The organism is Natrinema salaciae (assembly GCF_900110865.1).
GTDB classification, from domain to species: Archaea; Halobacteriota; Halobacteria; order Halobacteriales; family Natrialbaceae; genus Natrinema; species Natrinema salaciae.
The window spans coordinates 735,563-759,929 of the sequence record NZ_FOFD01000003.1; the positions used below are offsets into that span (position 1 = coordinate 735,563).

Sequence of the window (24,367 nt, forward strand, 5' to 3'; positions counted from 1 at the left end):
CTATGACGGACTCCGACCCCGACGCGGACCCGCCACTGGAACTGGAATCGCGGCGGACGATCTACCAGCATGTCCGCGACAATCCCGGAAGCCACTTTCGGGCCCTCCTCGCGGACCTCGAGTATGCGCAGGGAACGCTGCAGTACCACCTCCGCCAGCTAGAAGCCCAGGGATCGCTCGAGAGGTCGGATGATGGGAAGTACACGCGGTACTACCCGGCGGAGGAGTTCGACGCGGTTGATCAGGCCGTAATGAATGCGCTGCGACGCGAGTACGCCCGCCGGATCGTCGCCCACCTCGCCGTCGAAGGGGCGCTGTCGACTGCGGATCTGAGCGATCGCCTCGGGCGGTCGCCATCGACGGTGTCGTGGCACCTCTCGAAACTCGAGGACGCGGATCTCGTGACCAAGGAGCGGCAGGGTCGCAGCGTCGACTACGAGCTACGCGATCCAGAGCGCGTGCAGTATCTCTACACGATCCACCGACGGACGTTCACCGATCGAGTCGTCGACCGGCTGTTCGACCTGTGGGACAGCTACTAGCTACTGCCTCGTCGTCGCGGGCGTCGACAGCCGTCCACTTGCAGCCAGCAGGCGCAATAGCAGGACGTAGGCGAGGAAAACGAGTGCCGGACCGAAGATCGGACGGATCAGCCCCGCGACGTCGGTTCCGATGGCAGCGGCATGAATCGTCGCGAACACGAAGCCGCCGTAGGCGAACGCGTGGACGACTCGCGGACCCCAGGGACGGTCGAACCGCTCTGTATCGAGAAAGCCAAGCACCGCGACGACGAGCACCTGCAGCGCTCCGACGCCGACCACGACGCCGGCGAGCAGGTACGTCGTCGAGTACGCAGGCTGGGGTGCTGATCCGGTGACGATGAACCAGGTGTCGAGGATGCCGAGGACGCCGTGAAGGAGCGTCACGAGCATCGCGAACACCGACACTTCGATGTGGATTTTGCGGGCGAGTCGGGAGAGCGGGCCGAACGACCGGGCAGTATAGAGAATCCCCGTCAGGACCGCAAGATACAGCGCGGGATAGGCGACGAGTGCCGCGCTACGGTCGAGGTACCAAATAATCTCCATCACGAGGCCCCTGTCGTCTCGACGACGTCCGGACAGCCGTCGCCGTCCTGAAAGCCGTTCGTCGTCTCCGGTCGCGTCGGGCACTGGTCCGCGTTGTCCCGAATCCCGTCGCCGTCGTAATCGTTCGGTGCCTGTCTCGTCGGTACCGTCGAGTCGACGAGGTCCGCCTGCTCGCGGTCGACCGCCTGCGTCTCGCGAACGTCAGCGATTCCCCACAGTACCGGAACCGTGGCGACGAGTAGCACGACCGCGACGACCGTGATCGTCCCGCTATGTGACGTGTGCATCGAATCCCTCCGTCGTCCGAAAGACGCCGTCGTGAACCACGAACGCTTCGAGGCCCGGCCACGCCGCTGCGCGCTCGAGCGCGTCCGAGAGCGGCAGTGCGGCGAGCGTCGTCGCGAGCGCGTCGGCCTCCATGCAGTCGCGCTGTGCGACTACGGTGACCGACTCGTGGCGCGCGCCGAGTCGCTCCGTCGTCGGATCGTAGACGTGGTCGACGCCGTCGCGCTCCCGGCGATAGCCCCCGGAGGTGGCAACGTTCCAGTCAGTCTCGAGAACTTTGAGCGGACGCAAATCCCCGTAGGGGCTTTCGACGGCGATCGGCCCGGTCGGCGGCGACATATCGCCACCGCCGCTGACGAAGCCGCGGCGGCCCGGCCCCGCCGCGGCGGCGGTCGCACGGTCGACGATATACCCCTTCGCGAGGCCGTTCAGGTCGAGTTCCGTCTCGGTGACAACGCAGTCGCCGTCGACACGCACTGACCCGGTTTCGAACGCCGGTGAAATCGATTTCCGGTCGCCACGGAGGTACGCTTTCAGGTCGTGTTCGACCGCTCCTTGCCGGATGTCGAAGACGCCGCCGGTGCGCTCACTGTACTCGAGGCCGCGCCGAACTAGGCGAGCAACGTGTTCGTTCTCGACGCGTCCGGTTCGGTTGAGACACGCGACTGTGCTTTCCGGATCGAACGCGTTGAGTTCGGCCTCGAGCGACAGCGCGGTCTTCCGGGCGCGCTCAGCTGCGTCGTCGGCGTGATACCCCGTCATCCGAACCACGAAGTCGGTATCACAGCATCGAAACTCCAGACTAGTGTCACCGAGTCGCATGCGGGCGGCAGTGAGGGTGTTCGCCAAGCTCATCACTAGTCGTCCTCCTCTTCGTGTTCCTCGTATTCGTCCTCGTATTCCTCGTGTTCTTCATATTCGTCGTCCTCGTATTCACCTCCGCTTTGGACTGCCGGAGTAAAATCCTCGTTTGGCGTCGGTGCATCGCTCGCGACCGCTGGGTTCTCGTCATCGGTCAGCGAATCGACGCCGAACCCGATCCCAGGGGCTGCAAGCGCAAGTGCAACGATACCGGTCAACACCGCGCCAGCGAGCGTGAGCGAAACGAGTCTGTTCGTTGGGAGTGGGGATCTCATAGGACAGGTGCAGGTAGCCTACGGCCTTATCTATCGTTTCGCGTCCATCAATCGAATGTTCGTCCAACCGTCGAATCGTCCGGATCGATCGCCGACGATTCTTCCTTCCTCTCTTGAGTATCCTGGTCCCTGCTCACAGGGCTCTCTTAGTTGGCACACGAGTCAAATCGTTCGAGCCAGCGCGGGCGTTCTACGAGGAGTCGGTGGGACTTCCCATCCGTGAGCACGGGGACGACGAACTCGTTGCTGCGGGCGACGAGACCGATCTCGTGCTCCGTCAACTGAGCGGGCTCCCCCGGGGTGGCCTGCACACTATTCGTTCTCGATCCTCAAATCCGATTCCGATGACTGGAGGGATCGATCCTCGGAGTTGTACGCCCCCGAGGAGGCCCAAGAGGGACGCCTACGTACGATAGCGAAACAGTAGCTATCGCTACGAAACCAACTGTAGAGTGATCACCAACTTCGCAAATCGCGTCGAATCTGGTACTACATTTGCGCTCTGTATGCAGTAGCGTGAGAGCAGTTCTGCACCGCCGCTGCCATCTGTCGTCGTCTCCGCTCAAAATGTCCTTCGGCAAGCTAAACGGGTAGTTCCGGAACTCTCTCCTTGCACGTCTCGAATACGCGACGCTGGCCCGTCGAGTACCTAAAAAAGCGACGTCGGTTCGGGACCCAGTTAGTAGAAGGACTGGCCACCGCCTCGTGGCGACGGCGTTTGGCCCCTCATCTGCTGTGATTGGCCCTGCTGTGCGACCTGCTGGCTCGCCTGGGTGATCGTCTGGGAAATCTGCTGAGCCTGTTGGATCACCTGCTGGACACCCGGAACCCGCGACTGCTGGAGTTGCTGGGTGCTCTGCTGGATCGCTTGTTGGGTGCACTGGCCGAACGTCTGCGCCAAGTCGGATTGCCGCAGCAGGAGGGTCTTCTGGAGGTGGATGATCTGGGAGATGTCAGCCAGCTTCCCGGCGGTGAACCGGTCGCCGGCGTTCATCGCCTGTCCATGTGCCCACTCGGCGTCCGATTCGAGCTGCTCGAGCTTGTAGATGGCCTGCGAGACCTGCTGCGGGACGGCCTGGTCGAACGACTGGGGCTGCTGTTCAGTCTGTTGCTGAGGCTGCTGTCCAGTCTGTTGCTGAGGCTGCTGCTGCCCGACTTGCTGTTGCGTTGGCTGTCCCACTTGCTGTTGCGGTGGCTGTTGGTGTGACATGGTTCTCTGAACCGTCTCCTACGAGGTCGGGAATCGGCAGTGCGTTGCCTCGTAGGGCATGCGACCAATCCAGTCGGTCCAGTAAATACATGGACTACTGTTTCTCCCACTTACACTACTGCTTCTCCCACCCGACCTCCCGATGTGGCTGTACACGTCCATTCGGGCTTCCCGCCCGTGCCTCCCGACCATCCAAGAGATCGTTACTGGACTGTTCACGCGGTATATTACTGTCACGCTGTATATCACGCTGCTAACTCGAGTCGCGTGCGTCGTCGTTCGGGGCGCCAGCGGGATTTCCCGGACAGTGGACGGAATGCGATTCCCCGACGTCGACGGCCGTACCTCCGACTCCCGCGCTCGGCCGGTCAAACCTATCGAGAACGCACGTCCAAACGCCCAGATTCGACGCGTAAACGCCCCGTGCTCGAGACGAAACCTGTAAGAAATTGAAACAAAACACCCATTACCGTCCTCACTCTTACACGGGTGATGGGTTCCGGGAAACGCGCGTTCGCGACTATCGGTCCGAGACGCTTCACCGGCGGTCTGGGGGTGCTCTACATCGCCTTCGCCGCCGTCCGAGCGGTCGTCCGGTTTACGTCCGGAACGCCGATCGGTAACGTTCTCATCGTCACACTGCTAATCGCCGCCCCCGGTTTTGTTCTCGCATCTGGGTCGCGGTGGCTGTCGAAAGCCGATATTCACCCCGAGTTCTTCCCGGACATCGCCGCGTGGTGTCTCGCCGGGTTTGCCGCCATGGTCGGTATCCTCCTCCTCTATCACGTCCAGCCCGATGGCGGGATTTCCAGCCCAGCGACGGCGCCGCCGATCCTGACCGCCCTGGGGAGTCTTGCAGGCTTTGCCGTGGGGATGTACGACGGGCGAGCAAAGACGCACGCGCGGCAACTCGAACGCCGGAACCGAGAACTGCAGCAGACCCAGGAGGAGTTAGAAGCGACCGTCGATCGGCTCGAAAACACCGAGCGACGGTACCGGATCCTCACGGAAAACCTGCCGAACGGAGCTGTCGCGCTTCTGGACGACGAGTTACGGCATACGCTGGTCGCCGGTCAGGGGTTCGAGCAATTCGACTTCACGGCCGGCGAGCTTCGGGGCGAGCGAATACAGGATACGTACTCGCAGGAACTCTTGGACGCAGTCGAGCCGCACTACCGTGCGACGCTCGATGGTGAATCGACCGTGTTCGACGTAGCGGTACAGGATCGGATATTCGAATTCCGGACGCATCCGTTGACCGGCGACGCTGACGACGTGTACGCCATGTTAGTGATGTCTCAAGACATCACGGACCGGAAGGTCCGTGAACGGGACCTCGCAAAGCAGGCTCGCCAGCAACGGACCGTGGCCGACCTCGGACAACTCGCGCTCGAAACCGACGAGCTCGACGAACTCATGTACGACGCAGCCCGGCAGGTGGCGGATGTCCTCGACACCGACTACTGCAAAGTACTCGACCTCGATGCGGAACGGGAAGAGCTGCTCCTCCGACAGGGAGTCGGGTGGAAACCGGGTATCGCCGGCGAGGCGACCGTGTCGGCGCACGAATCCGATTCACAGGCGGCATACACGCTATCGAACAATCATCCGATCGTCGTCGAAGACTTCGAGACGGAAACACGATTCAGTGGTCCGGAGTTACTGCGGAGTCACGATGTCCGTAGCGGTATCAGTACCATCATCGGTCCGTTCGACGAGCCGTGGGGTATCTTGGGGACTCACGATACTGCTCCTCGTACTTTCACCGAGGAGGACATCAGTTTCGTCCAGAGCGTCGCTAACATCGTCGCAGAGGCGATCGAACGGCATCAATACCAGCACGAACTCGAACAGTTGGTCGCCAATTTGGAGCGATCGAATGCGCAATTAGCGGAGTCCAACAAGCGGCTGGAGCAATTCGCGTACGCCGCGTCGCACGACATGCAAGAGCCGCTACGGATGGTGTCGTCGTATCTCCAACTCATCGAACGACGCTATGCGAGCGAGTTCGACGAGGATGGACGCGAGTTCCTCGGATTCGCTATCGACGGCGCGAACCGGATGCGATCGATGATCGACGGCCTGCTCGAGTACTCCCGCGTGGAAACGCAGGGGGAACCGCTGGGGCCGGTAGATCTGGAGCGCGTTCTCGAAGACGCTCAGAAGGACCTCCACGGTACGATCGAGGGCCACGACGCGACGATTACAGCCGATCCGCTCCCTCGCGTCGACGGTGACGAGAACCAATTACGGCAGGTATTCCGGAACCTCCTGGAGAACGCGATCGAGTACAGTGGGGACGAGCCACCGGCGGTTCACGTCTCCGCGACGCGGGACGGGTCGCGGTGGATCGTTTCAGTCGAGGACGAGGGTATTGGGATCGAGCCCGACTATCACGACCGCGTTTTTGAAGTGTTCGAACGAGTGCACGGCCGCGCCGATGGCGCTGGTACCGGAATCGGGCTCGCGCTCTGTGAGCGGATCGTCGAACGTCACGGCGGCGACATCTGGGTCGACTCCGAACCAGGGGAGGGTACAGCGGTTTCGTTTACGCTGTCTGCTGTCAGTGACCAAGACGAGAGTCCAGTCAGAGCCCGATCGAGTTGAGTCTCTGGTGGTCGACGATCGCTGCTACTGGCCGCTGGTTGCAGCTCGTACTGTCGACTGCTGCGACACTCATTGCTCGCCGTCCGGTATCCGGACGATCGAAAACCAGAGGTCCTCGAAGGTCCTGATCGTTTCGATGAACTCGACGGGATCGACCGGCTTCGTGAGATACGCGTTCGCGCACGGACCGTCCGATTTCAACGCGTCCTGGTGGCGCTTCGAATTCGTTACCACGATCACTGGGATCGTCCGAACGACGGGATCACCCGTGATTTCTGCGAGCACCTCGTCGCCGTTCTTCCGGGAGGAATCGAGGTCGAGCAGAACGACCGCTGGCCGGGGCGCATCGGCAAACTCCCCGCGCTGATGCAAGAACTCGAGCGCCTCGTCGCCATCCTCGACGACGTGGATCGGATTCTCTATACAGTCACCTTCGAACGGTTCCCGAGTGAGGCTGCTATCACCGCGGCTGTTCTCGACGAGGAGGATGTCGACCGACTCGTAGCCAGTCATCTCGTCTCTCTCGGAATCATGGTTGGTTCGCATCGGTCGACGAAGATGGCCCCCTGTATCGGACGCTGGTCGCCCGGTAGTCGTAGTCGATGAGTCCGTCGTCCGCGAGTTCTGGCAGGTGTATATGGTGAAGACGGAGTCGGAGCTCGTCGGCTGGTCGATCGTGGGACTCGTCCAGGCTCGTCGCCGCGTATCTGGCGAGGTCGGCGAGTGTCGCCGTCTCGGCGACTGATTCGTCGAAGTACTCTAACACGCTACGGCGGAGACCGGCGGCGAGGGACGGCTCCCGGACGGATCCTGCACGCTCGTCGCGCAACTCGGTACCGGCGGACTGGGAGGGCACGTCTGCGAGTGAGACCAGCTGCGACCCGGGGTCGTACTCAACGACGCCGGTTTCTTCCAGTTTCGGAAGGTGGATGTGGTGAAGTTCGGCTTCTACGCGGCGTCTCGTTCCGTCACTGGTGGCGTCACGATCCGTTTCTCGAGCAACGATCTCTGCTGCGACGGTCGAGCGATCGACTGGGGAGGTCCGTTCCGAGAGGACGTCGAGTACTCGCTGGTGTCGCTCGTCCGCGAGCGGTTCTCGCCGTTCGCTTGTAGTCGGTTCCGGTTCTCTCACGCGTTCCACCTCGGTTTCGTTTTCATCGAACGACATTGGGGGTATTCCAGGGCGACCGCAGCCTTTCGATACGACATGGAAAGAGCCCCGTTTTCCTAAGGGTGGTCTAGAACTGATTAGCCCCTTTGCCGACGCTAGCTGCGGTCAGTCCGTGAAACACGGGATAAATAGATCTTATTTTTCATAACGCTGATCCGCTCCGAAGCGCGGACCGAACGACACTCCATCGACGGAAAGTACATACGGCGGAAACGGATACCAGGGACAATGAGTTCGGGAGCACTCACGGACGCCCTGCGAGAAACGCTCACCCTTTTCGAAGAATCGGGAGAACCCCGGACCACGACGGAGGTTGCCGAGGAACTCGACCTCGGCAGACGGAGCACGTACGCCCGCCTGGAACGACTCGTCGAGCGGGATCGGCTCGAAACGAAGAAGGTCGGCGCGAACGCGCGCGTCTGGTGGCGGTCCCCGGCGCGGCCCCCGGCGATGGCCGAGACGGCGATTCCGGACTGGTCGGCCGCAGCGGAGTCCCTCGTAGACGACGTCCTCAACGACGTCGAGGCTGGCATCTTCGTCCTCGACGAGAACTTCGACGTGGTCTGGATCAACGAACCGATCGAACGGTACTTCGGGCTCGAGCGAGAGCACGCCGTCGGCCGTGACAAGCGCACGCTCGTCGACGAACGGATCGCAGCCGCCGTCGAGGAGTCCACGGCGTTCGCGGAGACGGTGCTAGCGACCTACGACGACAACACCTACACCGAGCAGTTCGAGTGTCGAGTGACCGCCGGGGACGGCCGCGATGGCCGGTGGCTCGAACATCGAAGCAAGCCCATCGAGACTGGGGCGTACGCAGGGGGCCGAGTCGAACTCTACTACGACGTCACCGATCGAAAGCAATCGGAGCGGAGCCACCGGAAAGAACGGCGGGAATTCGAGTCCATCGTCCAGGCCGTCGAGGGGTACGCGATCTTCACGCTCGATCCGGACGGGCGCGTCCAGACCTGGAATCCCGGCGGCGAGCGCATCGGGGGGTACGAGGCCGACGAAATTCTCGGTGAACACGTTTCGGTGTTTTACACCGAAGACGACCGCGACGCCGGCGTTCCCGAGGAGAATCTGGCAGCGGCCGCCGAACGCGGTTCGATACGAGACGACGGCTGGCGTGTCAAAGCGGACGGATCGTGGTTCTGGGCGACCGTCACTATGACGGCGATTCACGATATCGATGGCGAGCTGCAGGGCTACGTGAAAGTCGTCCGCGACATGACCGAGCGGAGGCGCGCGGAAACCGAGCGCGAACTGGTATACGAAGCGACACGGTCCATCGCGGAAGCCGAGACGTTCGAAGCCGGGCTACAGGCAGCACTCCGAGACGTCTGCGAGATGACCGACTGGGAGTACGCCGAGGCGTGGATTCCGACCGACGACGGGGTGCTCCGGCGCGCAGAGGCGGACTACTACGCGGACGACCTGACCGAGTTCGCCGCATTTTCGGAATCGTTCACGTTCGCCCGTGGCGAGGGGCTTCCCGGTCGCGTGTGGGCATCCGGGGAGTTCGAGTGGGCGGCCGATCTCTCGAACGGATCGCGCGACGAATTCCCGCGACTGGACGAGGCGTTGGACGTCGGTCTGCAATCCTCGGTTGGGGTACCAGTCGTCAGTGACGACACGGTCGTTGCCGTGCTCACGTTCATCGTACGAACGCCTCGAGAGACCGACGAACGACTCGTCAAGTTGGTATCGTCGATCGCCGGGGACCTCGGAGAACTGATCGCGCGCAGGCGCGCCGAAGAGCGACTGGAGCGCGAACGAGAGCTCATCGAACAGGTCTTCGAGACGGCCCCCGTCGGGATCGCGGTCTTCGGGCCGGACCGTCAAATAGTGCGTGCAAACGAAGGGATGGCGGACCTCATCGGTTCCGCGGGTGGCGACGAAGACGGGTACACGGCCGGTGACCTGACGCTCGTCGGTGAAGACGGCGAACCGTTGCCGTTCGAGGAGCGTCCGGTCGGCCGCGTCTTCGAAACCGGTGAATCCGTCTTCGGGCAGGAGGTCAAGCTAGTCCATCCGGACGGATCGTCCCACTGGGTATCGGTCAACGCGGCCCCGTTCACCGACGTGGACAGTCAGGTGGGCCACGTTATCGCCACCACTACGGACGTCACACGGCTCAAAGAGCAGACCAAGCGCCTCGAACGCAGACGTGAAGACCTGAAAATGGAACTGGAGGAAATCTTCGCGCGCGTCGACGACGCGTTTTACGCGCTCGACGACGAGATGCGGTTCGAGTACGTCAACGATCGTGCCGAGGAATTGCTCGGGTATCCCGAATCCGAGTTGCTCGGACGGAACGTCTGGGAAGCACTCTCCACGGCCGACGACGATCCGATCCGCGATCGATTTCAAACGGCGATGGCCACCCAGGAGCCCGTTACGTTCGAGCGGTTCTCGGAGCCACTCGACATCTGGGAGATCGTTCGGATTTACCCGTCGGAATCCGGTCTGTCGGTGTACTTCACGGACATCACTGAACGGAAAGAGCGCGAGTTACAACTCGAACTGTACGAGACGATCGTCGAGACCGTCGAGGACGGCGTCTACGCGGTCGATTCGGACGCGCGATTCGTCATGGTAAACGACGCGTTCTGCGAGATGACCGGCCGGAACCGAGCGGAACTCCTCGGGCGACACGCCACGACGATCCACGACGACCATCTCACGCCCCGCGCCGAACGATTGACTGCGGCGGTCGAACACGGGGAGCGCGAGACCGCAAGCATCGAATTCGACGTACGTACGAAAGACGGAGAACGGTTACCGGCCGAGAGTCGGGTAACCCAGTTTCAGTTCGACGACACCTCCGGCCGCTGTGGCGTCGTCCGAGACGTCTCGGAACGCAACGAGCGTGAACGGAAACTCGGAAAGCGAATCCGCCAGCAGGAAGTCGTTACCGAGCTCGGTGAGCGCGCCCTCAAAGACCGTGACCTCGACACGCTGATGGCCGAAGCGGCCGAACTGGTCGCAGAGACGCTCGGCAACGACTACGCCGGTGTGCTCGACCTGAGCGCTGCGGCCGACGAACTCCTGCTCCGGCAGGGCGCTGGCTGGGACGACGACAGCGTCGGCTCGGCGACGGTTTCGGCCGCCGAGGGCGATTCGCAAGCGGCCTACACGCTGGCCACCGAGAATCCGGTCGTCCTCGAGGACGTGAGCGTCGAATCCCGATACAGCAGTTCTTCTCTTCTCAGGGATCACGACGTACGCAGTGGCATCAGTACGATCGTTGGGTCCGCTGACGACCCGTGGGGAGTCCTCGGAACGTACGATACCGAACCGACGGAATTCTCCGAACAAGACACCGCTTTCGTCCAAGCGGTCGCCAACATTCTTGCAAACGCGGTCGACCGTCACCGGCACGAACAGGAATTGATCCGTCAGCGGGAGCAACTCGCCGCGCTCGACAACATCAACAGCGTCGTCCGCGAGATTGCCAGTGCGGTCATCGACCAGTCCACGCGCGAGGAGATCGAACGGACCGTCTGTGAACATCTCGCTAACACGGATTCGTACCGCTTCGCCTGGGTTGGAGATGTGGACGCGCCGTCTCAGACGGTGAATCTGCGGACCGAAGCAGGCGTCGACGGCTACCTCGACGGAATCACGATCTCGATCGATCCGGACGACAAACGTAGCAAAGGGCCCACGGGGAGGGCGCTCCGGACGGGGGAGATTCAGGTTTCCCAGGACGTTCTCACGGATATCAGACACGACCCGTGGCGCGAAGATATCGAACCGTACGGTTTCCGATCGTCCGCAGCCGTCCCGATCGTTCACGAGGGGATGGTCTACGGCGTACTGAACGTCTACGCGGAGCGACCGTACGCGTTCGAGAGCCAAGAACGCGAGGTGATCGCCCAGCTCGGGGAACTGGTCGGCCACGCTATCGCCGCCACCGACCGCAAGCAAGCGTTGATGAGCGACGAACTCGTGGAACTGGAGTTCCAGATCGAGAACATCCTCGAGACCCTCGACGCGTCAGTAGAGACGGACGGGAGAATTACGCTCGACGACACGGTTCCAGTCGGCGACGGCGAGTTCCTCGTCTACGGGACGGCGACGGCGGATGCCATCGATACCGTGCACCACCTCACGTCGCTACTTCCGCACTGGGAGTCCGTTACCGTCCGCTCGGAGGGCGATCCCGCTCGATTCGAACTCAGACTGACCGACCCACCAGTGCTGTCGGCCGTAGCGGCACGCGGAGGGTACGTCGATCGCGCTGTCATCGAGGACGGCGACTACCGGATGACCATCCACCTCGCGCCGAGCGTGGAGGCCCGAACGATCATCGAGACCGTCACGGGAACCTACTCGGCGGCCGAGATGGTTCGACGCCGCCAGATTAGCCGTAAACACGACGACCTCCGACACGTCCAGCGACACGTGATGGCCGAGTTGACCGATCGCCAGCGTACCGCGCTGGAGGCCGCGTACCACGTGGGCTATTTCGAGTGGCCACGCGACGCCACCGGCGAAGCAGTCGCCGAATCGATGGACGTGGCTCCGCCGACCTTCCACCACCACCTTCGGAAGGCCGAGCGAAAGGTGTTCAATGTACTGTTTTCGTCGTGAACGGAAATCGTAGTTGTCCCCTCCGAGTACGGGACGGGAGCTGGATACACGAGTGATCGGAGGCAACGTCTCGCAGCGAGGCACAGACCGTCTCGGTGGCTGCGACCGTGTCTCCGTAACCGAACACGAAACACGAAAAACGAGGTCACTCGCGTGGACCGCCGAGACGTGTGCCGTCTTCACCGCCACGGCCGACGGCCCGATGCCGTCTCGTCCGAGTCCCAGCGACTGAACTGCGGCGTGGCATGATCGCCGAAATATTAACGTATAGATAGTTCGTACACAACAATGGGGTGACGCCCGCCCCTGGCGGAATAATAGGGCAGTCCGTAGCGACCGTTCGCCGAAGGCTCCCGGCGGAAGGCGCACGACGATCCCGGCGCGGCCGATGGACCCGGCTGTGCGGGGCACCGTCCGAGCCCAAAGCCCTCGCCGACAGGTACCGGTCGCCGGCTGCCACCCGAAGAAGCCCCCCGGGGCCACGCGGGACGCCGAGACGTGGTGACAGGCACCGCGCCGAAACCGCGTCGAAGAACTCTCGCGGATCCGTCCTCAACGATCTCGAGCCGCCGGCTCGAGCTTGCTGGCGTCCAGTTCCTCGTTGAGAAACGCTCGACCGTCGTCGGTGAGCCGATAGAGCCCCTGAGCGATCCGCTCGACCAGTCCGTAGTCCGCGAGCTTCGAAAGCCGCACACTGGCGTGGCTTCGGGAACAGACACTGAAGTTTTCCACAGCCTGTGGTGTCAGATTTCCCTCATCCCGCATCGTCTCCATGATGTGCTCGTCGACCGGACGCATCCAGTCGGCCCGTTGTCGTGCCACACCTACGGTGGATCGGTTCGTACCCATAGTTTTACCGATATGTATGGAAATGGATAGAAAACGTTCGAATTCAATGGCTAAGTGTTCTATTACGATTGTAAAACGTTAGGAAGACAGTTGTAAGTGGAGGGCAACGGACTACTTGACCCGACCCTTCCGGGCCAGAACGTCCGGCGTGTCCCAGCACGCCGGGGTCGGGTCGACCTCGCCACGAGGTCTCCGACCATGCGAAACGAACGCTCGGGGGCAAATGGATATTCCCCCACTGACAGTGGTATCGCCGGCCGTCCCCGCGGCCGAGACGTCGCTGCGGACGACCGACCGTCGCGAAGACCACCGTCTCGCGACGCGATCACCGACGGCGGTCACGACCCCGGCTCGATCGAGCGCCGCCTCGCGGAAATCGACAAACAGGCCGGTATCGTCCTCAAGGACCTCGAGACCGCCGACGGACGCGATCTCGAGCCGGCCGCGCGCTGCGCTCTCGAGGACTATCTCGGAACGATCCGCTTCTACACCGAGGCCGCGACGTGGCTCCTCGAGCACGGCCCGCCTCCGGCCGACGACGGCCTATCGCGGACCGCCGACGGAGAGTAGCCGACACCCGGACACGCTCCCCGAGCTGGCCGCCGATTTCGATGACTGAGCGCCTGAGTCGGAAATTGACGGGCCGGTTGACGTCCGCGCGAGACGGCTGCAATTGCAGGCTGGCAGTTATTCCTCATGGAGGGGGTGCGTTGCGATGGTGTCTTTCGTGCCGCGCTGTACATCTTGTGACAATACGGTTTCGTACGATTTCGCACGCGCTCACGGTGAGGACGGTACCGTCGACTGGTGTCCGCGGTGTCGGAACGGCCGGTAAAACGCCGCTCGAAAACGGGTTATCGGTCGGTCAGCAGGCGTCGCAGGATGTCCCCGTAGGCGGGCCGGGTGATGAGCACCCCGATGAGCACGCCGAGGATGGTGATGATGGCGAACCCCTGGAGGTCACCCAGACTCAGCACCGCGAGCGGCGAGAGCGCGACGATGGTCGTCGCCGCGGCGGCACCGATGACCCAGAAGGCCTTGCGGAACCGCGACTGGAAGACCCGCTCCGAACTGACGTCGCCTTCGTCCATCACCTCGTCGGCGATGATCACGAGGTCGTCGACCCCGGTCCCGACCACGGCGATGAACCCGGCGACGTGCGAGAGGTCGAGCGGCATGCGTATCAGCGCCGCGAACCCGAGCAGGACCACGACCTCCGCGACCGCCGTGACGATCATCGGGAGGGCGACGCGCGTGTCCGTGTAGCGGGAGTAGACCACGACGCTGACGGCGACCACCGAGAGCAGTCCGATCAGCAGCGAGTACTGCTTGAACTGGTCGGCCTGTGCCGGTTCGATCGAGTAGACCTGCTCCTCACCGAAGTCCAGCGGCGCGCGCAGACTGCCGGCGCGGAGGTTGACCGAGAGCGACTGGGCGTCCCGCCGGTTCTGAGCGCCCATCTGGAAGACGGGGTTGTTCACCCACGACCCTTCCCGCATGTTGGTCGCGAGCCCGTTGCCACCATGATCGCCCATACTGTGAGCGTCGACGACTTCGCCGTCGACGACCGTCAGGAGACAGTACTGCTGGTCGTCGTGGTCGAAGCTGATTTCCTCGCCGTCGCCCCGGAGGTTACACATGCCGACGCCCTCGCTGGTGAACCCGAGGTCGTTCATCTGCTGCTGGAAGCCGGGTGCGGCGTCCTCGTGGACCTGCACCGGAACCACGTAGTCCGACCCGCGTTCGCTCTGTTCCGGCGGGTCGACGTCGGCGATGTCGTCGTTCGTCAACACCGTCTGATTCGTCTGATTGCCGTTTTCGGGATAGTACGCCCTGACCTCGACCTGCCCCCGTTCGGCGAGGATGTCGCGGAGTTCGCCGGCGCCCATGTTGGGCACCTCGACGACGATGTAGTGGTCCCCGCTCACCGTCGTCGACTCGTAGGCCGTCCCGCCCGAGAGCCCCGCGGCGTTGATCTTCGTCTGGATCGTCTCGATCATGCTATTGCGGGTCCCCTGCGTGACGCCGTCGCGGATGTCGTCCTCGGAGGCGTCGACGTCCGCCGACTGCAACGCCGCGGCGAACTCCGCTTCGGTCACGTTGTCGGAGAACACCTCCGCGGTGACGGTCCCGTCGTCCTGCACGTCGACGCTGGCGTCCGCCGGTGCGAGGCCGAGCTCCGACTCGAGCGTCGACTCGACCTCGGTGAGCCGGTCCTGATCGATCTGCCCGTCGTCGCTGACCGCGCCTGCGTCGATGTCTTCGGCGGTCATGCCGGCGACGGGCACCCTGAGCCGCGTGCCGCCCTCGAGTCCGAGGCCGAACTCGAGGTTGGTGGGACTCTCCTGGAGGCTGTCGTCGGCGAGGCTGTCGTCGGCGACGATGCCGCCCGGGATGAACAGCGCGACGACGGCGAAGCCGATGAACAGGACGAGCAGAAGCACTCGCCAGTTGGCCTTGACGGCGCCGATCGGGTTCATGAGCGGACCCCCTCGAACTTGTACCACCGGAGTAAGCTCAGGTTCAACATGTAGGTGTTCATGAGGTCGGCCGCGAGGCCGACGAAGAGGATGATACCGATCGAGGCGAGCAGTCCGATGCCGAAGATGTACGCCGAGACGGCCATCACGAGCATCGCGGCCATCGAGGTGACGGTCATCGTGACGCCGGTCCGCATCGCGCGGGCCGTGCTCTCGTAGAAGTCACCGCTCCGGCGCAGGACGTGGTTGTTCAGCAGGATGTCGGAGTCGACGGAGTACCCGATCAGCATCAGGAGCCCGGCGACGGTCCCCAGCGAGAGCGGGATGCCGGCGAGCCGCATGAACGCGAGCGGGATCATGAGGTCCGAAAACGCCGAGATGACGATCGCGATCGACGGGACGAAGGTCCGAAAGAGGAGGAACGCGATCGCACTCATGCCGACGAACGCGACGACGAGGCCGATCATGGCCGTCCGCTGGCTCTCCTGGCCGAAGCTCGCCGACGTCGAGGAGACCGATTGGACGATCGCGCTGTCGCCGTTTTGCTCGAGGTTGGATTCGGCCTGTTCGTTCAGGGCCTGCGAGTCGGTCGAGGAGAACTGGATGATGTACTCGTTCGAACTCCCCGTTCCCGTCACGGACTCGGGCGGTTCCTCGAACGCCGACCCGATCTCGCCTTCCGGCGTCGTCGTCTGCACGGTCAGCTCCGTCCCGCCGGCAAAGTCCATCCCGAGCGGAACCGGCGTGCCGTACACGAGAAACGATCCGCTGAGGACGATCAATGCTACCGCGAGGACCGCGAGCGGAACCGCCGCGAGTTGGCGGTTACTGTACCGGGTGTACTCGATCTCCGGTACGTCGAAATACGCCATATAACGGAACCTCGAAGGCCCCCGAAGTAAGCCTTCTCAATTCTAGCAGCGCAGATCCCGTCACACGCCCACACGCCCGCCGACGCGTTCGACGCAGTTTCGTCTCGGCCGACGCCGATCAGTCCGGCAGGTAGCGCACGCTCAACACGCCCTCGTCGGCCGATCGGCGAACCTCCACCCGCACCGCCTCGAGCCGGGCCGCTCGCGCGATCGTCTCCTCGTCGCCGAGGACGTCTTCGGCGGCGGCCTCGACTTCGCCGTCGGGGACGCGGAAGACGTGGAGTTCGCCCGTTCCGGCACGCTCCTCTTGAACGAAATCGCCGACCTCGGTCTCGGACGCCAGCGTTTTCTCGTGTTGGGTCGGCTCGAGGTCGCTGTCGACCAGTTCGATCGAGCGCCTGTCCGCGACGTCGATCACTTCCCAGGTGACCTCCAGCGGCGGCTCCGGCGCGACGGTCGCCTCGAGGACGTCGGAGACCTCGAGGTCGGGGTTGGATGCGAGCGTGTGGACCTGTGCGGTCTCGACGTCGCGAACGACCGCCGAATCGGACTCGGCGTGCGTGACGACGAACGTTCCCGTCTTTTCGGTCATGGGCGGTCGTAGGCGGGGGATCGGTTTCGGGGTTTCGGCTTCCGATCGGTATCGTGGTGTGTGTTCGGTCGGGATCGCTGGGCGGTCGCTCGCGCGGCTGGCGGTCCGTTACTCGCGATCGGACGAGACCACGGACGGAGCCGCGTAGCGATCACGTCACGGAACGCCTTTATCGCAGGCGGTTGCGTGCTGAGATATGAACGTCGATATCGGTAACGCGCTCGCGTCCGTCGCGTCGCCGGGCGTCTCGAGGGCGTCCCTCGAGCGGCTGGACGAGCAGGTCGCGGACGCTCACGAGCGTATCGAGGCGGGAATGGCGAACGCGGAACACGGCTACGAGGCGCTGAACGTGCCGGACCGGACCGATCCCGACGAGATCCGGGCGGCGGTCGAGCCGGTCGCCGACGCCGACGCGCTGATCACCGTCGGCATCGGCGGCAGTTCGCTCGGTGCGGCGACGATCACGAACGCCCTGGATTCGGACACCGAGACGGTCTTCCTCGACAACGTCGATCCCGAGTGGGTCTCGCGCCACCTCGAGCGACTTCCGCTCGCGGACACGGCGATCAACGTGGTCTCGCGGTCGGGGACGACGGCGGAGACGCTGGCGAACTTTCTGGTCGTTCGCGAGGCCGTCGAGTCGGCGGGCGTCGACTGGACCGAGCGGACGATCGTCACGACCGGCGAGGCTGGCCCGCTGCGCGACCTCGCGAACCGCCACGATCTCCCCTCGCTGCCCGTTCCCGACGGCGTCCCCGGTCGCTTCTCGGCGCTCTCGGCGGTCGGGCTCGTCGCCGCGGCCGTCTGCGGGCACGACCTCGAGGCGCTGCTCGAGGGTGCCGCCGCCGAGGCCGAGACGCTGTCGGGCTCGCTGTTCGACTGTCCCGCCTACGCCTACGGTGCGACGAGCTACGCGCTGGATCAGCGGGGCGCGGGCGTCAACGCAATGATGCCCTACGCGGAGTCCCTCGAGACCGCCGCGGAGTGGTTCGCCCAGCTGTGGGCCGAGAGCCTCGGAAAGGACGACCTCGGCCAGACGCCGGTGCGAGCGCTCGGCGTCACCGATCAGCACTCGCAACTGCAGCTCTACCGCGCCGGCCCGCGGGACAAGCTCGTCACCTTCGTTACCGCGCGCGAGGGCGAGGACCGTCCGATCCCGGGGACGGACGTCGACGACCTCGCCTATCTGGGCGACGCGACGCTCGGCGACCTGCTCGAGGCGGAGTTCGAGGCCACGGAGGCGAGCCTCGCGGCGGCCGGTCGGCCGAACGTGCGCGTCGAACTCGAGCGGGTCGACGAGTACGAACTCGGCGGCCTTCTGTACGGGATGGAGGCAGCCTGCGTGCTCGCGGGCGAACTCTACGGAGTGAACACGTTCGAACAGCCGGCCGTCGAGTGGGCCAAGAAGGCCACTCGCGGCCTGCTCGGCGGCGGCGAGTTCGAGGAAGCCGCGGCCGTCGCGGAGAAGACCGAGCTGCGGATCGAACGATAGCTCGCCCAGGGACCGCCCGTCGCCCTCGTCCGCTTGCGGTGCGCATATGAGTTCTCACACGAATACTCGTATATGACCGAAACTACCCGGGCCGACGACGTCGACCAGCTCGCGTCCGACGCAGTCCCTGGAATCGGAACCGTCCTCTCCGGAGTGACGATGGCCGCGATGGCCGTCGCCGTTCGCCGCGGCGTCGACGACCCCGTCGTCTGGGCGGGAACCGGGTTCGCACTCGTCGCGGTGCTCGCCTTTCTGGTCCGCCGTCACGGCCCCCTCGAGCGGCGGATCGGTGGTCCGATCGCCGCCGTCTCGAGCGTCGCCGTCGTGTTGCTCGCCGGCTACGCGTTGAATCAGGGGATTACCGTGCCCGCCGCCCTACCGACGGGGTCGGCATCGGTGTCGATCCCGATCGTCTTCGTCGCGTTCGTCACGGCGGGGCTCACCGCCGGTCTCGGCGTCGCGGACTACTTCGGGATCAGCAGCGGCGGGCTCAAGCGCCGGAGTCTCCAGACGGCGACGCTGTCTATCGTCGGCGTCGCGGGACTCCTCGCGACGCCCATCGTCGCGGCGATCCTCGCGGTCCCGCTCTTGCCGCTCCTCGAGCCGCTCTCGGAGATCGAAAACGCGGTCTTCGGGCAGGTCAGTATGGCCATCGGAACGATGCTCGTCGCCGGCGGCTACATCGTGTCGACGGACCGCGATCTGTCCTTTATCGACTTCGAGCGGCCGACGCTCCGGGATCTCGGCTGGATCGTCGGCGGGCTGATCGTCCTTTTCGGCGCGCTCTTCGCGATCTCCGCACTCATGCAGTCGACCGGCGTGGAGAGCGCCGACCATTCGACGACGCAGCGGGCCCAAGAGAGCCCGGAACTGATGCTGGTGCTGGTCCCGCTCGCGATCCTGGTCATCGGGCCGTTCGAGGAACTGCTCTACCGGAACGTGATCCAGAAGTCGCTGTACGACACGTTCTCGCGGTTCGGTGCCGTCGCCGTGGCCAGTGTCATCTTCGCGTCGGTGCACGTGCTCGCGTACGCCACCGCCGGGATCGGCGCGGTGATCGCCAGCCTCGGCACCATCTTCGGTCTCTCGATCGTCCTCGGAACGATCTACGAGCGGACCGACAACCTCCTGGTGCCGGCGCTGGTTCACGGGGTCTACAACGCGCTCCTCTTCGCGAACCTCTACTTCCTCTACGGCTGAGCGGTCGAGCGATCGACGGCGACCGAAAACGAGTTCGAGGACGGGCTACGACGGGTTCTTCCGGGCCAGCTCCGACCCGCAGATCGGACACCGGTCTTTCTCCTCGTCGAACTCGCGGCCACAGCCCTGACACTGGAAGTGCCAGTGGCGCTGTTCGTCGATCCCCTCTCGAGCGATCACTTCGACCGCGACGTTGAGTTTCTCGGCGACGTTCTGCATCGCGTAGTCGTCGGTCACTAACGTGGCGTCGAGTTCGAAACTCGCCGCGACGAGCCGAACGTCGGTTTCCGAGAGCACCTCGAGATCCCCCGACTCGCGGGCCGCCCGCTGGACCTTCTCGGTGGTGTCGTCGTTGGGAATGTGGATGTGCATCCCGGAGCCCTCCATCGCGTCGTAGCGATAGGCGCTCTCGTCTTCGAGTTCTTCGCGGACGAGCGGGATGGTTGCAGTCTGTTCTGTCGTGTGGAAGTCGTGGATAAAAGCGGAGGAGTCGAGAACGTACATACCGTTAGCGCTGGACGACGATGTAGTCTTTCACCGCTTGGACGCGGTTGACGGGAACGAGAAAGCGGCCGGCGTCGTCGAGGTCGAAGTCGACGGCACGCCGGGACAGTTCCTCGTCGGGCTCGATAACGAGATCGTGGAGCTTGCCGGATTTCAGATCCATCGTGATGTTGTAGAGCAGTCCGAGCTCGGTGCCGTCCGACCCCATGACGGACTTCCCCGAGAGGTTTTCAGCGAGTATATCGCTCATGCATACCCGTACTTACTAATCGGTATTAAAAACCACGGGGTCCTCGAACGACGACGCCGAAACCCGGGCGATGGAGACGAGACGGCCCCGATCCGCGACGGACCGGCCGCGGCGCGATCGCGGACCGACGGGCGCGGTGGCTCCCGCTCGAGTCGGCGATCCGTGCTCCTCGTGACCGAGGCTCTCGCCGCGGATCTGGAACACGGATGACGATGGGTTTAACTACGGCGCTACGGACGATTTAGGTAAGACCTTCTCGGGTGGTTCATCATGTCGGACACGGATACACGCGACCCCACATCTCTCAGAACGCCGATCGTCGCCGTCCTCGGACACGTCGATCACGGCAAGACAAGTCTCCTCGACAAGATCCGCGGCTCCGCGGTCATCGAGGGTGAAGCAGGCGCGATCACCCAGCACATCGGTGCGACCGCCGTCCCGCTGGATATCATCTCCTCGATCGCGGGCGAACTCGTCGATCCGGACGACTTCGACCTCCCCGGCCTTCTCTTTATCGACACGCCGGGGCACCACTCCTTTACGACGCTCCGATCCCGCGGTGGCGCGCTGGCCGACATCGCCATCCTCGTCGTCGACGTCAACGACGGGTTCCAGCCCCAGACCCTCGAGGCGCTGGACATCCTCCGTCGGTCACAGACGCCGTTTATCGTCGCGGCGAACAAGATCGACACCGTTCCCGGCTGGAACGCCACCGAGGACTCGCCGATCAACGACACCTACGAGTCCCAGTCGGACCGCGTCCGCCAGCGACTCGACGAGAGCCTCTACGAGATCATCGGCAACCTCTCCGACGAGGGGTTCTCCGCGGACCTCTACTGGCGGGTCCAGAACTTCCAGCGGAACGTCGGCGTCGTCCCCGTCTCGGCGATGACCGGCGAAGGCGTTCCGGACCTCCTGACCGTCATGATGGGCCTCTCCCAGCGCTACATGAAAGAGGAGATGGAGATCGACGTCGCCGGCCCCGGCGTCGGTACCGTCCTCGAGGTCAAAGAGGAGAAAGGGTTCGGGACGACGATCGACACCGTCCTCTACGACGGGACGATCCGATCGGACGACACGATCGTCGTCGGCGGGCAGAACGAGCCCATCGTCACCGACGTCCGCGCGCTGCTCCAGCCCCGGCCGCTCGCCGAGATTCGGACCGAGAGCCGCTTCGAGAAAGTCGACGAGGTCTCGGCCGCGGCCGGGATCAAGGTCGCCGCGCCCGAACTCGCGGACGCCATGGCCGGCGCGCCGGTTCGCGTCGTCCGCGACCGCGCCCTCGAGGACGTCATCGACGAAGTCCGGGCCGAACTCGCGGACATCGCCGTCGACACCGCCGAAGCGGGCGTCGTCGTCAAGGCGGACACCCTCGGCAGCCTCGAGGCGATGGCCGACGCCTTAGGCGACGCGGAGGTACCGATCGTCCGCGCGGAGGTCGGCGACGTCGCGCCGCGCGACGTCTCGGTCGCCTCGACGGCCGACGACGGGAAACAGAAGGCGATCCTCGGATTCAACGTCGATACCCTCGACGACGCCGAACAGCGCGCGGAGATCGAGGACGTCGAGATCTTCACCGACGAGGTCATCTACCAGCTCATCGAGGAGTACGAGGCGTACGTCGAGGGGATCGAGAAGGCCCAGCAGGACACCATCCTCGAGAACATCACGCGGCCCGCCCGGTTCCGCATCCTGCCCGATCACACGTTCCGCCAGAACGATCCCGCGGTCGTCGGCGTCGAGGTGAACGCCGGGACCATCCAGAACAACGCGAACGTCGTCAAATTCGAGGGCAACGAACCCGATCGCGTCGGACAGGTCAAGGGGATTCAAGAGCAGGGCGAGGACGTCGACGAGGCCCGCGCGGGCAATCGCGTCTCGGTCGCCATCGACGGCCCGACCGTCGGCCGCCAGATCGAGGAGGACGACGAACTCTGGATCGAGATTCCCGAGAAACACGCGAAGATCCTCGAGCAGGAACTCGCCAGCGAAATTCCGGGCGACGAACTCGAGGCGCTGAACATGTACCTCGACAAACAGCGCAGTCGGGACCCGTTCTGGGGGAAGTAGCGGTCGCCCCCGCGTTTCGGGCGTCGACGTCTCCGCGAGACCGTCGCTCCGAACTGGCATTTTAATTCCGAAAATCGTATCGGTGATGGCCGTTCACCACCCTCGTAACGGTTATCGGCCCGAACTTACTCGGTTCCGGACGCGAAGGGGACGGTATTCAACGTGATTCTATGTCGATCTATCTCTCTTCCTATCACGTTCTCGTCGCTCTGTCGGCCGCTGTATCGTGCGGAATCGCGCTCACCGCCTGGCGAAATCGGGATATTCCGGGTGCTCGCTGGCTCGCAGTGCTCATGGTTGCGGTGACGATCTGGGGCCTCGCGAAACTCCTCGAGATGTACAGTTCCGGGCTCTCGACGACGCTATTCTGGGTGAACGTCCAGTACGCCGGAATCGTCGTCGTTCCCGTGGGGTGGCTGGCGTTCGCGTTCGAGTACACGGGCCGAGACGGCCGGGTGAACGGGCGGACGCTGGCATCGTTGCTGGTCGTGCCAGTACTCGTCACCGTCTTGCTCTGGACGAACGAGACCCACGGCCTCTTCAGGACGGTAGACGGCATTCGGCGCTACGGCACGTTCTCCGTGCTTCACGCGACGGCCGGGCCGGCGTTCTGGGTTCACATCGGGTATTCCTACCTGTTGCTGGTGATCGGTTCGTGGGTGATCGTACAGCTCACCCTCCTGTCCAACCGCCAGTATTACGGACAGGCGATCGGACTGCTCGTCGCTGTGCTCGTGCCCTGGATCGGGAACGCGATCTACGTTACCGAACTCGCGCCCGCCGGCTTCGACCCGACGATCATGGCGTTTACCCTCACTGGGCTGATGCTGCTGGTGATCGTCGCCCGCCACCGGTTTCTGGCGCTCGTCCCGGCCGCGAAAGAGGTCGCGCGGGACGAACTCATCGAGACGATGAGCGATGCAGTCCTCGTCGTCGACGGTCGCGGGCAAATCGTCGATACGAATCCGGCCGCACGGGCCATTCTCGGTGCCGGAAGCTCGGCCGTGACCGGCCGACAGCTCGGCGACGTCTGCCCCTCGCTGGCCGATGTCGTCGAGACGCCGATCGCCGACGAGAACGAGACGGTCCGGACCGAACTCTCGCTCGTGGACGACGACATGCGCCGCTACTACGACGTTCGCGTCTCGGTTCTGACGCGGGGGTACGGACTGGTAACCGGGAAGCTGATCAGTCTCCGGGACATTTCCGAGCAGCGACAGCACGAACAGCGGCTGAACGTCCTCAATCGACTCCTTCGTCACGATATCCGGACCGAACTGAACGTCATCAAGGGACACACGTCGTTGCTGGCGGACGAACTGGCGGAGTCTCCCCTTCGCGAGCACACTGCCCGTGTCGATACTGCCGTCACGACCATTATCGAGCGAAGCGAGAAATTCGCTCGCGTCGTCAAGCAGTTGGACGTCGACCGGTCGGAGCCAGTGGACCTCGCAGCCGATGTTGCCACGCTCGTCGAAACCACACGTCGGACCCACCCCGACGTCCGAATCGCGTTCACCAGCGACGAGGAGGCCTGGACCACCGCCGGTCCGTTCATCACGACCGCCCTCGAGGAACTCGTCACGAACGCGATCGAACACGCCGACCGTCCCGACCTCGAGATCTCGATCGGCGTCACGGTCGAGCAGGAGGACGACCGTGACGTGGTCCGAGTTCGAGTAGCGGACAACGGACCCGGTATCCCCGAGGCCGAACTCGAACCGATCGTGCAGGGCACGGAAACACAACTGACCCACAGCACCGGGGTCGGTCTCTGGCTCGTGACGTGGATCGTCCAGGAAACCGGGGGCTCCATCGAGATCACCGGCGGCGACGACGGGTCGAGAGTGGTGATCACGCTCCCTCGCGCCAGCGACCGGGAGCGCGACGCGGCGATGGTCGACTGACGAAGCTACCGTTGGGGTGGCGGGACGGCGGTCGGGAGGCTGTTTCCGATGCCGT

The 24,367-nt window shown here is 64.0% G+C and carries 22 protein-coding genes; 8 read left to right on the forward strand and 14 right to left on the reverse strand.

Features of this window, described 5'->3' with window-relative positions; genetic code table 11:
- The first annotated feature begins 2 nt into the window (after window positions 1-2).
- The gene (locus BMX07_RS12865; protein WP_090618282.1) at window positions 3-542 is read left to right on the forward strand and encodes a winged helix-turn-helix transcriptional regulator; all 540 of its coding nucleotides are present in this window, start codon (window positions 3-5) and stop codon (window positions 540-542) included.
- On the opposite strand, the gene BMX07_RS12870 is transcribed toward BMX07_RS12865, so the two are convergent.
- The 6 genes from BMX07_RS12870 to BMX07_RS12890 form a co-directional block, all read right to left on the reverse strand.
- Complete coding sequence (locus BMX07_RS12870; RefSeq protein ID WP_090618283.1) at window positions 543-1,088, reverse strand: hypothetical protein; 546 nt, start codon at window positions 1,086-1,088, stop codon at window positions 543-545.
- A complete protein-coding gene (locus BMX07_RS12875; RefSeq protein ID WP_090618284.1) occupies window positions 1,088-1,375 on the reverse strand; it encodes a thrombospondin type 3 repeat-containing protein in 288 nt (95 codons plus the stop codon). The genes BMX07_RS12870 and BMX07_RS12875 overlap by 1 nt, the downstream gene beginning before the upstream one ends.
- Complete coding sequence (locus BMX07_RS12880; RefSeq protein WP_090618285.1) at window positions 1,359-2,228, reverse strand: FAD:protein FMN transferase; 870 nt, start codon at window positions 2,226-2,228, stop codon at window positions 1,359-1,361. The genes BMX07_RS12875 and BMX07_RS12880 overlap by 17 nt, the downstream gene beginning before the upstream one ends.
- A gap of 2 nt (window positions 2,229-2,230) precedes the next feature.
- Window positions 2,231-2,452 (reverse strand): hypothetical protein, encoded by a 222-nt coding sequence (locus BMX07_RS12885; RefSeq protein WP_245742109.1) that lies wholly within the window; start codon window positions 2,450-2,452, stop codon window positions 2,231-2,233.
- 203 nt (window positions 2,453-2,655) lie between these two features.
- Entirely contained in the window at window positions 2,656-2,820 is a 165-nt protein-coding gene (locus BMX07_RS24480) for a hypothetical protein (RefSeq protein WP_175480138.1), read from the reverse strand.
- A 368-nt stretch (window positions 2,821-3,188) separates the two neighbouring features.
- Window positions 3,189-3,689, reverse strand: coding sequence for a hypothetical protein (locus tag BMX07_RS12890; RefSeq protein WP_139210878.1), 501 nt, complete (start codon window positions 3,687-3,689; stop codon window positions 3,189-3,191).
- Between the two features lie 522 nt (window positions 3,690-4,211).
- Here BMX07_RS12890 and BMX07_RS12895 point away from each other — a divergent pair.
- On the forward strand, window positions 4,212-6,326 hold the full coding sequence (locus tag BMX07_RS12895) for an ATP-binding protein (protein ID WP_090618288.1): 2,115 nt from the start codon (window positions 4,212-4,214) through the stop codon (window positions 6,324-6,326).
- A gap of 69 nt (window positions 6,327-6,395) precedes the next feature.
- Here BMX07_RS12895 and BMX07_RS12900 read toward each other — a convergent pair whose 3' ends face one another.
- Both BMX07_RS12900 and BMX07_RS12905 read right to left on the reverse strand, forming a co-directional pair.
- The gene (locus tag BMX07_RS12900) at window positions 6,396-6,839 is read right to left on the reverse strand and encodes a response regulator (protein ID WP_090618289.1); all 444 of its coding nucleotides are present in this window, start codon (window positions 6,837-6,839) and stop codon (window positions 6,396-6,398) included.
- 16 nt (window positions 6,840-6,855) lie between these two features.
- Window positions 6,856-7,494: a DUF7344 domain-containing protein gene (locus BMX07_RS12905; protein WP_090618290.1), complete on the reverse strand. Its 639-nt coding sequence runs from the start codon at window positions 7,492-7,494 to the stop codon at window positions 6,856-6,858.
- 231 nt (window positions 7,495-7,725) lie between these two features.
- On the opposite strand from BMX07_RS12905, the gene BMX07_RS24835 reads away from it, so the two are divergent.
- Window positions 7,726-12,096 carry a PAS domain S-box protein gene (locus BMX07_RS24835; protein WP_090618291.1) on the forward strand — a complete coding sequence of 1,457 codons (4,371 nt, stop codon included), beginning with the start codon at window positions 7,726-7,728 and terminating at the stop codon, window positions 12,094-12,096.
- A 552-nt stretch (window positions 12,097-12,648) separates the two neighbouring features.
- Here BMX07_RS24835 and BMX07_RS12915 read toward each other — a convergent pair.
- Window positions 12,649-12,894 carry a helix-turn-helix domain-containing protein gene (locus BMX07_RS12915; RefSeq protein WP_090618292.1) on the reverse strand — a complete coding sequence of 82 codons (246 nt, stop codon included), beginning with the start codon at window positions 12,892-12,894 and terminating at the stop codon, window positions 12,649-12,651.
- A 249-nt stretch (window positions 12,895-13,143) separates the two neighbouring features.
- On the opposite strand from BMX07_RS12915, the gene BMX07_RS12920 reads away from it, so the two are divergent.
- Window positions 13,144-13,515: a hypothetical protein gene (locus tag BMX07_RS12920; RefSeq protein WP_090618293.1), complete on the forward strand. Its 372-nt coding sequence runs from the start codon at window positions 13,144-13,146 to the stop codon at window positions 13,513-13,515.
- Between the two features lie 284 nt (window positions 13,516-13,799).
- Here BMX07_RS12920 and BMX07_RS12925 read toward each other — a convergent pair whose 3' ends face one another.
- The 3 genes from BMX07_RS12925 to BMX07_RS12935 form a co-directional block, all read right to left on the reverse strand.
- Window positions 13,800-15,425, reverse strand: a complete 1,626-nt coding sequence (locus tag BMX07_RS12925; protein ID WP_090618294.1) for a preprotein translocase subunit SecD — start codon at window positions 15,423-15,425, stop codon at window positions 13,800-13,802.
- Window positions 15,422-16,297, reverse strand: coding sequence for a protein translocase subunit SecF (gene secF / locus BMX07_RS12930; protein WP_090618295.1), 876 nt, complete (start codon window positions 16,295-16,297; stop codon window positions 15,422-15,424). Before secF ends, BMX07_RS12925 begins: the two co-directional genes overlap by 4 nt.
- 118 nt (window positions 16,298-16,415) lie before the next feature.
- The gene (locus tag BMX07_RS12935) at window positions 16,416-16,889 is read right to left on the reverse strand and encodes a DUF5812 family protein (RefSeq protein ID WP_090618296.1); all 474 of its coding nucleotides are present in this window, start codon (window positions 16,887-16,889) and stop codon (window positions 16,416-16,418) included.
- Between the two features lie 196 nt (window positions 16,890-17,085).
- Here BMX07_RS12935 and BMX07_RS12940 point away from each other — a divergent pair, with 196 nt between their 5' ends.
- Window positions 17,086-18,381, forward strand: coding sequence for a hypothetical protein (locus BMX07_RS12940; protein WP_090618297.1), 1,296 nt, complete (start codon window positions 17,086-17,088; stop codon window positions 18,379-18,381).
- Between the two features lie 72 nt (window positions 18,382-18,453).
- Window positions 18,454-19,581 (forward strand): CPBP family intramembrane glutamic endopeptidase, encoded by a 1,128-nt coding sequence (locus BMX07_RS12945; RefSeq protein ID WP_090618298.1) that lies wholly within the window; start codon window positions 18,454-18,456, stop codon window positions 19,579-19,581.
- A gap of 45 nt (window positions 19,582-19,626) precedes the next feature.
- Here BMX07_RS12945 and BMX07_RS12950 read toward each other — a convergent pair whose 3' ends face one another.
- Together BMX07_RS12950 and BMX07_RS12955 are read right to left on the reverse strand one after the other, a co-directional pair.
- The gene (locus tag BMX07_RS12950; protein ID WP_090618299.1) at window positions 19,627-20,085 is read right to left on the reverse strand and encodes an NOB1 family endonuclease; all 459 of its coding nucleotides are present in this window, start codon (window positions 20,083-20,085) and stop codon (window positions 19,627-19,629) included.
- 4 nt (window positions 20,086-20,089) lie between these two features.
- Window positions 20,090-20,335 (reverse strand): PRC-barrel domain-containing protein, encoded by a 246-nt coding sequence (locus tag BMX07_RS12955; protein WP_090618300.1) that lies wholly within the window; start codon window positions 20,333-20,335, stop codon window positions 20,090-20,092.
- 270 nt (window positions 20,336-20,605) lie between these two features.
- On the opposite strand from BMX07_RS12955, the gene infB reads away from it, so the two are divergent.
- Both infB and BMX07_RS12970 read left to right on the forward strand, forming a co-directional pair.
- Window positions 20,606-22,405: a translation initiation factor IF-2 gene (gene infB / locus BMX07_RS12965; RefSeq protein WP_090618302.1), complete on the forward strand. Its 1,800-nt coding sequence runs from the start codon at window positions 20,606-20,608 to the stop codon at window positions 22,403-22,405.
- Between the two features lie 170 nt (window positions 22,406-22,575).
- Window positions 22,576-24,312 carry a histidine kinase N-terminal 7TM domain-containing protein gene (locus BMX07_RS12970; protein ID WP_090618303.1) on the forward strand — a complete coding sequence of 579 codons (1,737 nt, stop codon included), beginning with the start codon at window positions 22,576-22,578 and terminating at the stop codon, window positions 24,310-24,312.
- The last annotated feature ends 55 nt before the right edge of the window (window positions 24,313-24,367 follow it).

Coding starts and splice junctions, on each gene's coding strand:
- BMX07_RS12955 (WP_090618300.1), bottom strand. CDS start 20,335: ATGAGCGATATACTCGCTGAAAACCTCTCGGGGAAGTCCGTCATGGGG.
- BMX07_RS12915 (WP_090618292.1), bottom strand. CDS start 12,894: ATGCGTCCGGTCGACGAGCACATCATGGAGACGATGCGGGATGAGGGA.
- BMX07_RS12940 (WP_090618297.1), top strand. CDS start 17,086: ATGAACGTCGATATCGGTAACGCGCTCGCGTCCGTCGCGTCGCCGGGC.
- BMX07_RS24835 (WP_090618291.1), top strand. CDS start 7,726: ATGAGTTCGGGAGCACTCACGGACGCCCTGCGAGAAACGCTCACCCTT.
- BMX07_RS12925 (WP_090618294.1), bottom strand. CDS start 15,425: ATGAACCCGATCGGCGCCGTCAAGGCCAACTGGCGAGTGCTTCTGCTC.
- secF (WP_090618295.1), bottom strand. CDS start 16,297: ATGGCGTATTTCGACGTACCGGAGATCGAGTACACCCGGTACAGTAAC.
- infB (WP_090618302.1), top strand. CDS start 20,606: ATGTCGGACACGGATACACGCGACCCCACATCTCTCAGAACGCCGATC.
- BMX07_RS12945 (WP_090618298.1), top strand. CDS start 18,454: ATGACCGAAACTACCCGGGCCGACGACGTCGACCAGCTCGCGTCCGAC.
- BMX07_RS12880 (WP_090618285.1), bottom strand. CDS start 2,228: ATGAGCTTGGCGAACACCCTCACTGCCGCCCGCATGCGACTCGGTGAC.
- BMX07_RS12905 (WP_090618290.1), bottom strand. CDS start 7,494: ATGTCGTTCGATGAAAACGAAACCGAGGTGGAACGCGTGAGAGAACCG.
- BMX07_RS12870 (WP_090618283.1), bottom strand. CDS start 1,088: ATGGAGATTATTTGGTACCTCGACCGTAGCGCGGCACTCGTCGCCTAT.
- BMX07_RS12935 (WP_090618296.1), bottom strand. CDS start 16,889: ATGACCGAAAAGACGGGAACGTTCGTCGTCACGCACGCCGAGTCCGAT.
- BMX07_RS12950 (WP_090618299.1), bottom strand. CDS start 20,085: ATGTACGTTCTCGACTCCTCCGCTTTTATCCACGACTTCCACACGACA.
- BMX07_RS12875 (WP_090618284.1), bottom strand. CDS start 1,375: ATGCACACGTCACATAGCGGGACGATCACGGTCGTCGCGGTCGTGCTA.
- BMX07_RS12920 (WP_090618293.1), top strand. CDS start 13,144: ATGCGAAACGAACGCTCGGGGGCAAATGGATATTCCCCCACTGACAGT.
- BMX07_RS12865 (WP_090618282.1), top strand. CDS start 3: ATGACGGACTCCGACCCCGACGCGGACCCGCCACTGGAACTGGAATCG.
- BMX07_RS12895 (WP_090618288.1), top strand. CDS start 4,212: ATGGGTTCCGGGAAACGCGCGTTCGCGACTATCGGTCCGAGACGCTTC.
- BMX07_RS12970 (WP_090618303.1), top strand. CDS start 22,576: ATGTCGATCTATCTCTCTTCCTATCACGTTCTCGTCGCTCTGTCGGCC.
- BMX07_RS12900 (WP_090618289.1), bottom strand. CDS start 6,839: ATGACTGGCTACGAGTCGGTCGACATCCTCCTCGTCGAGAACAGCCGC.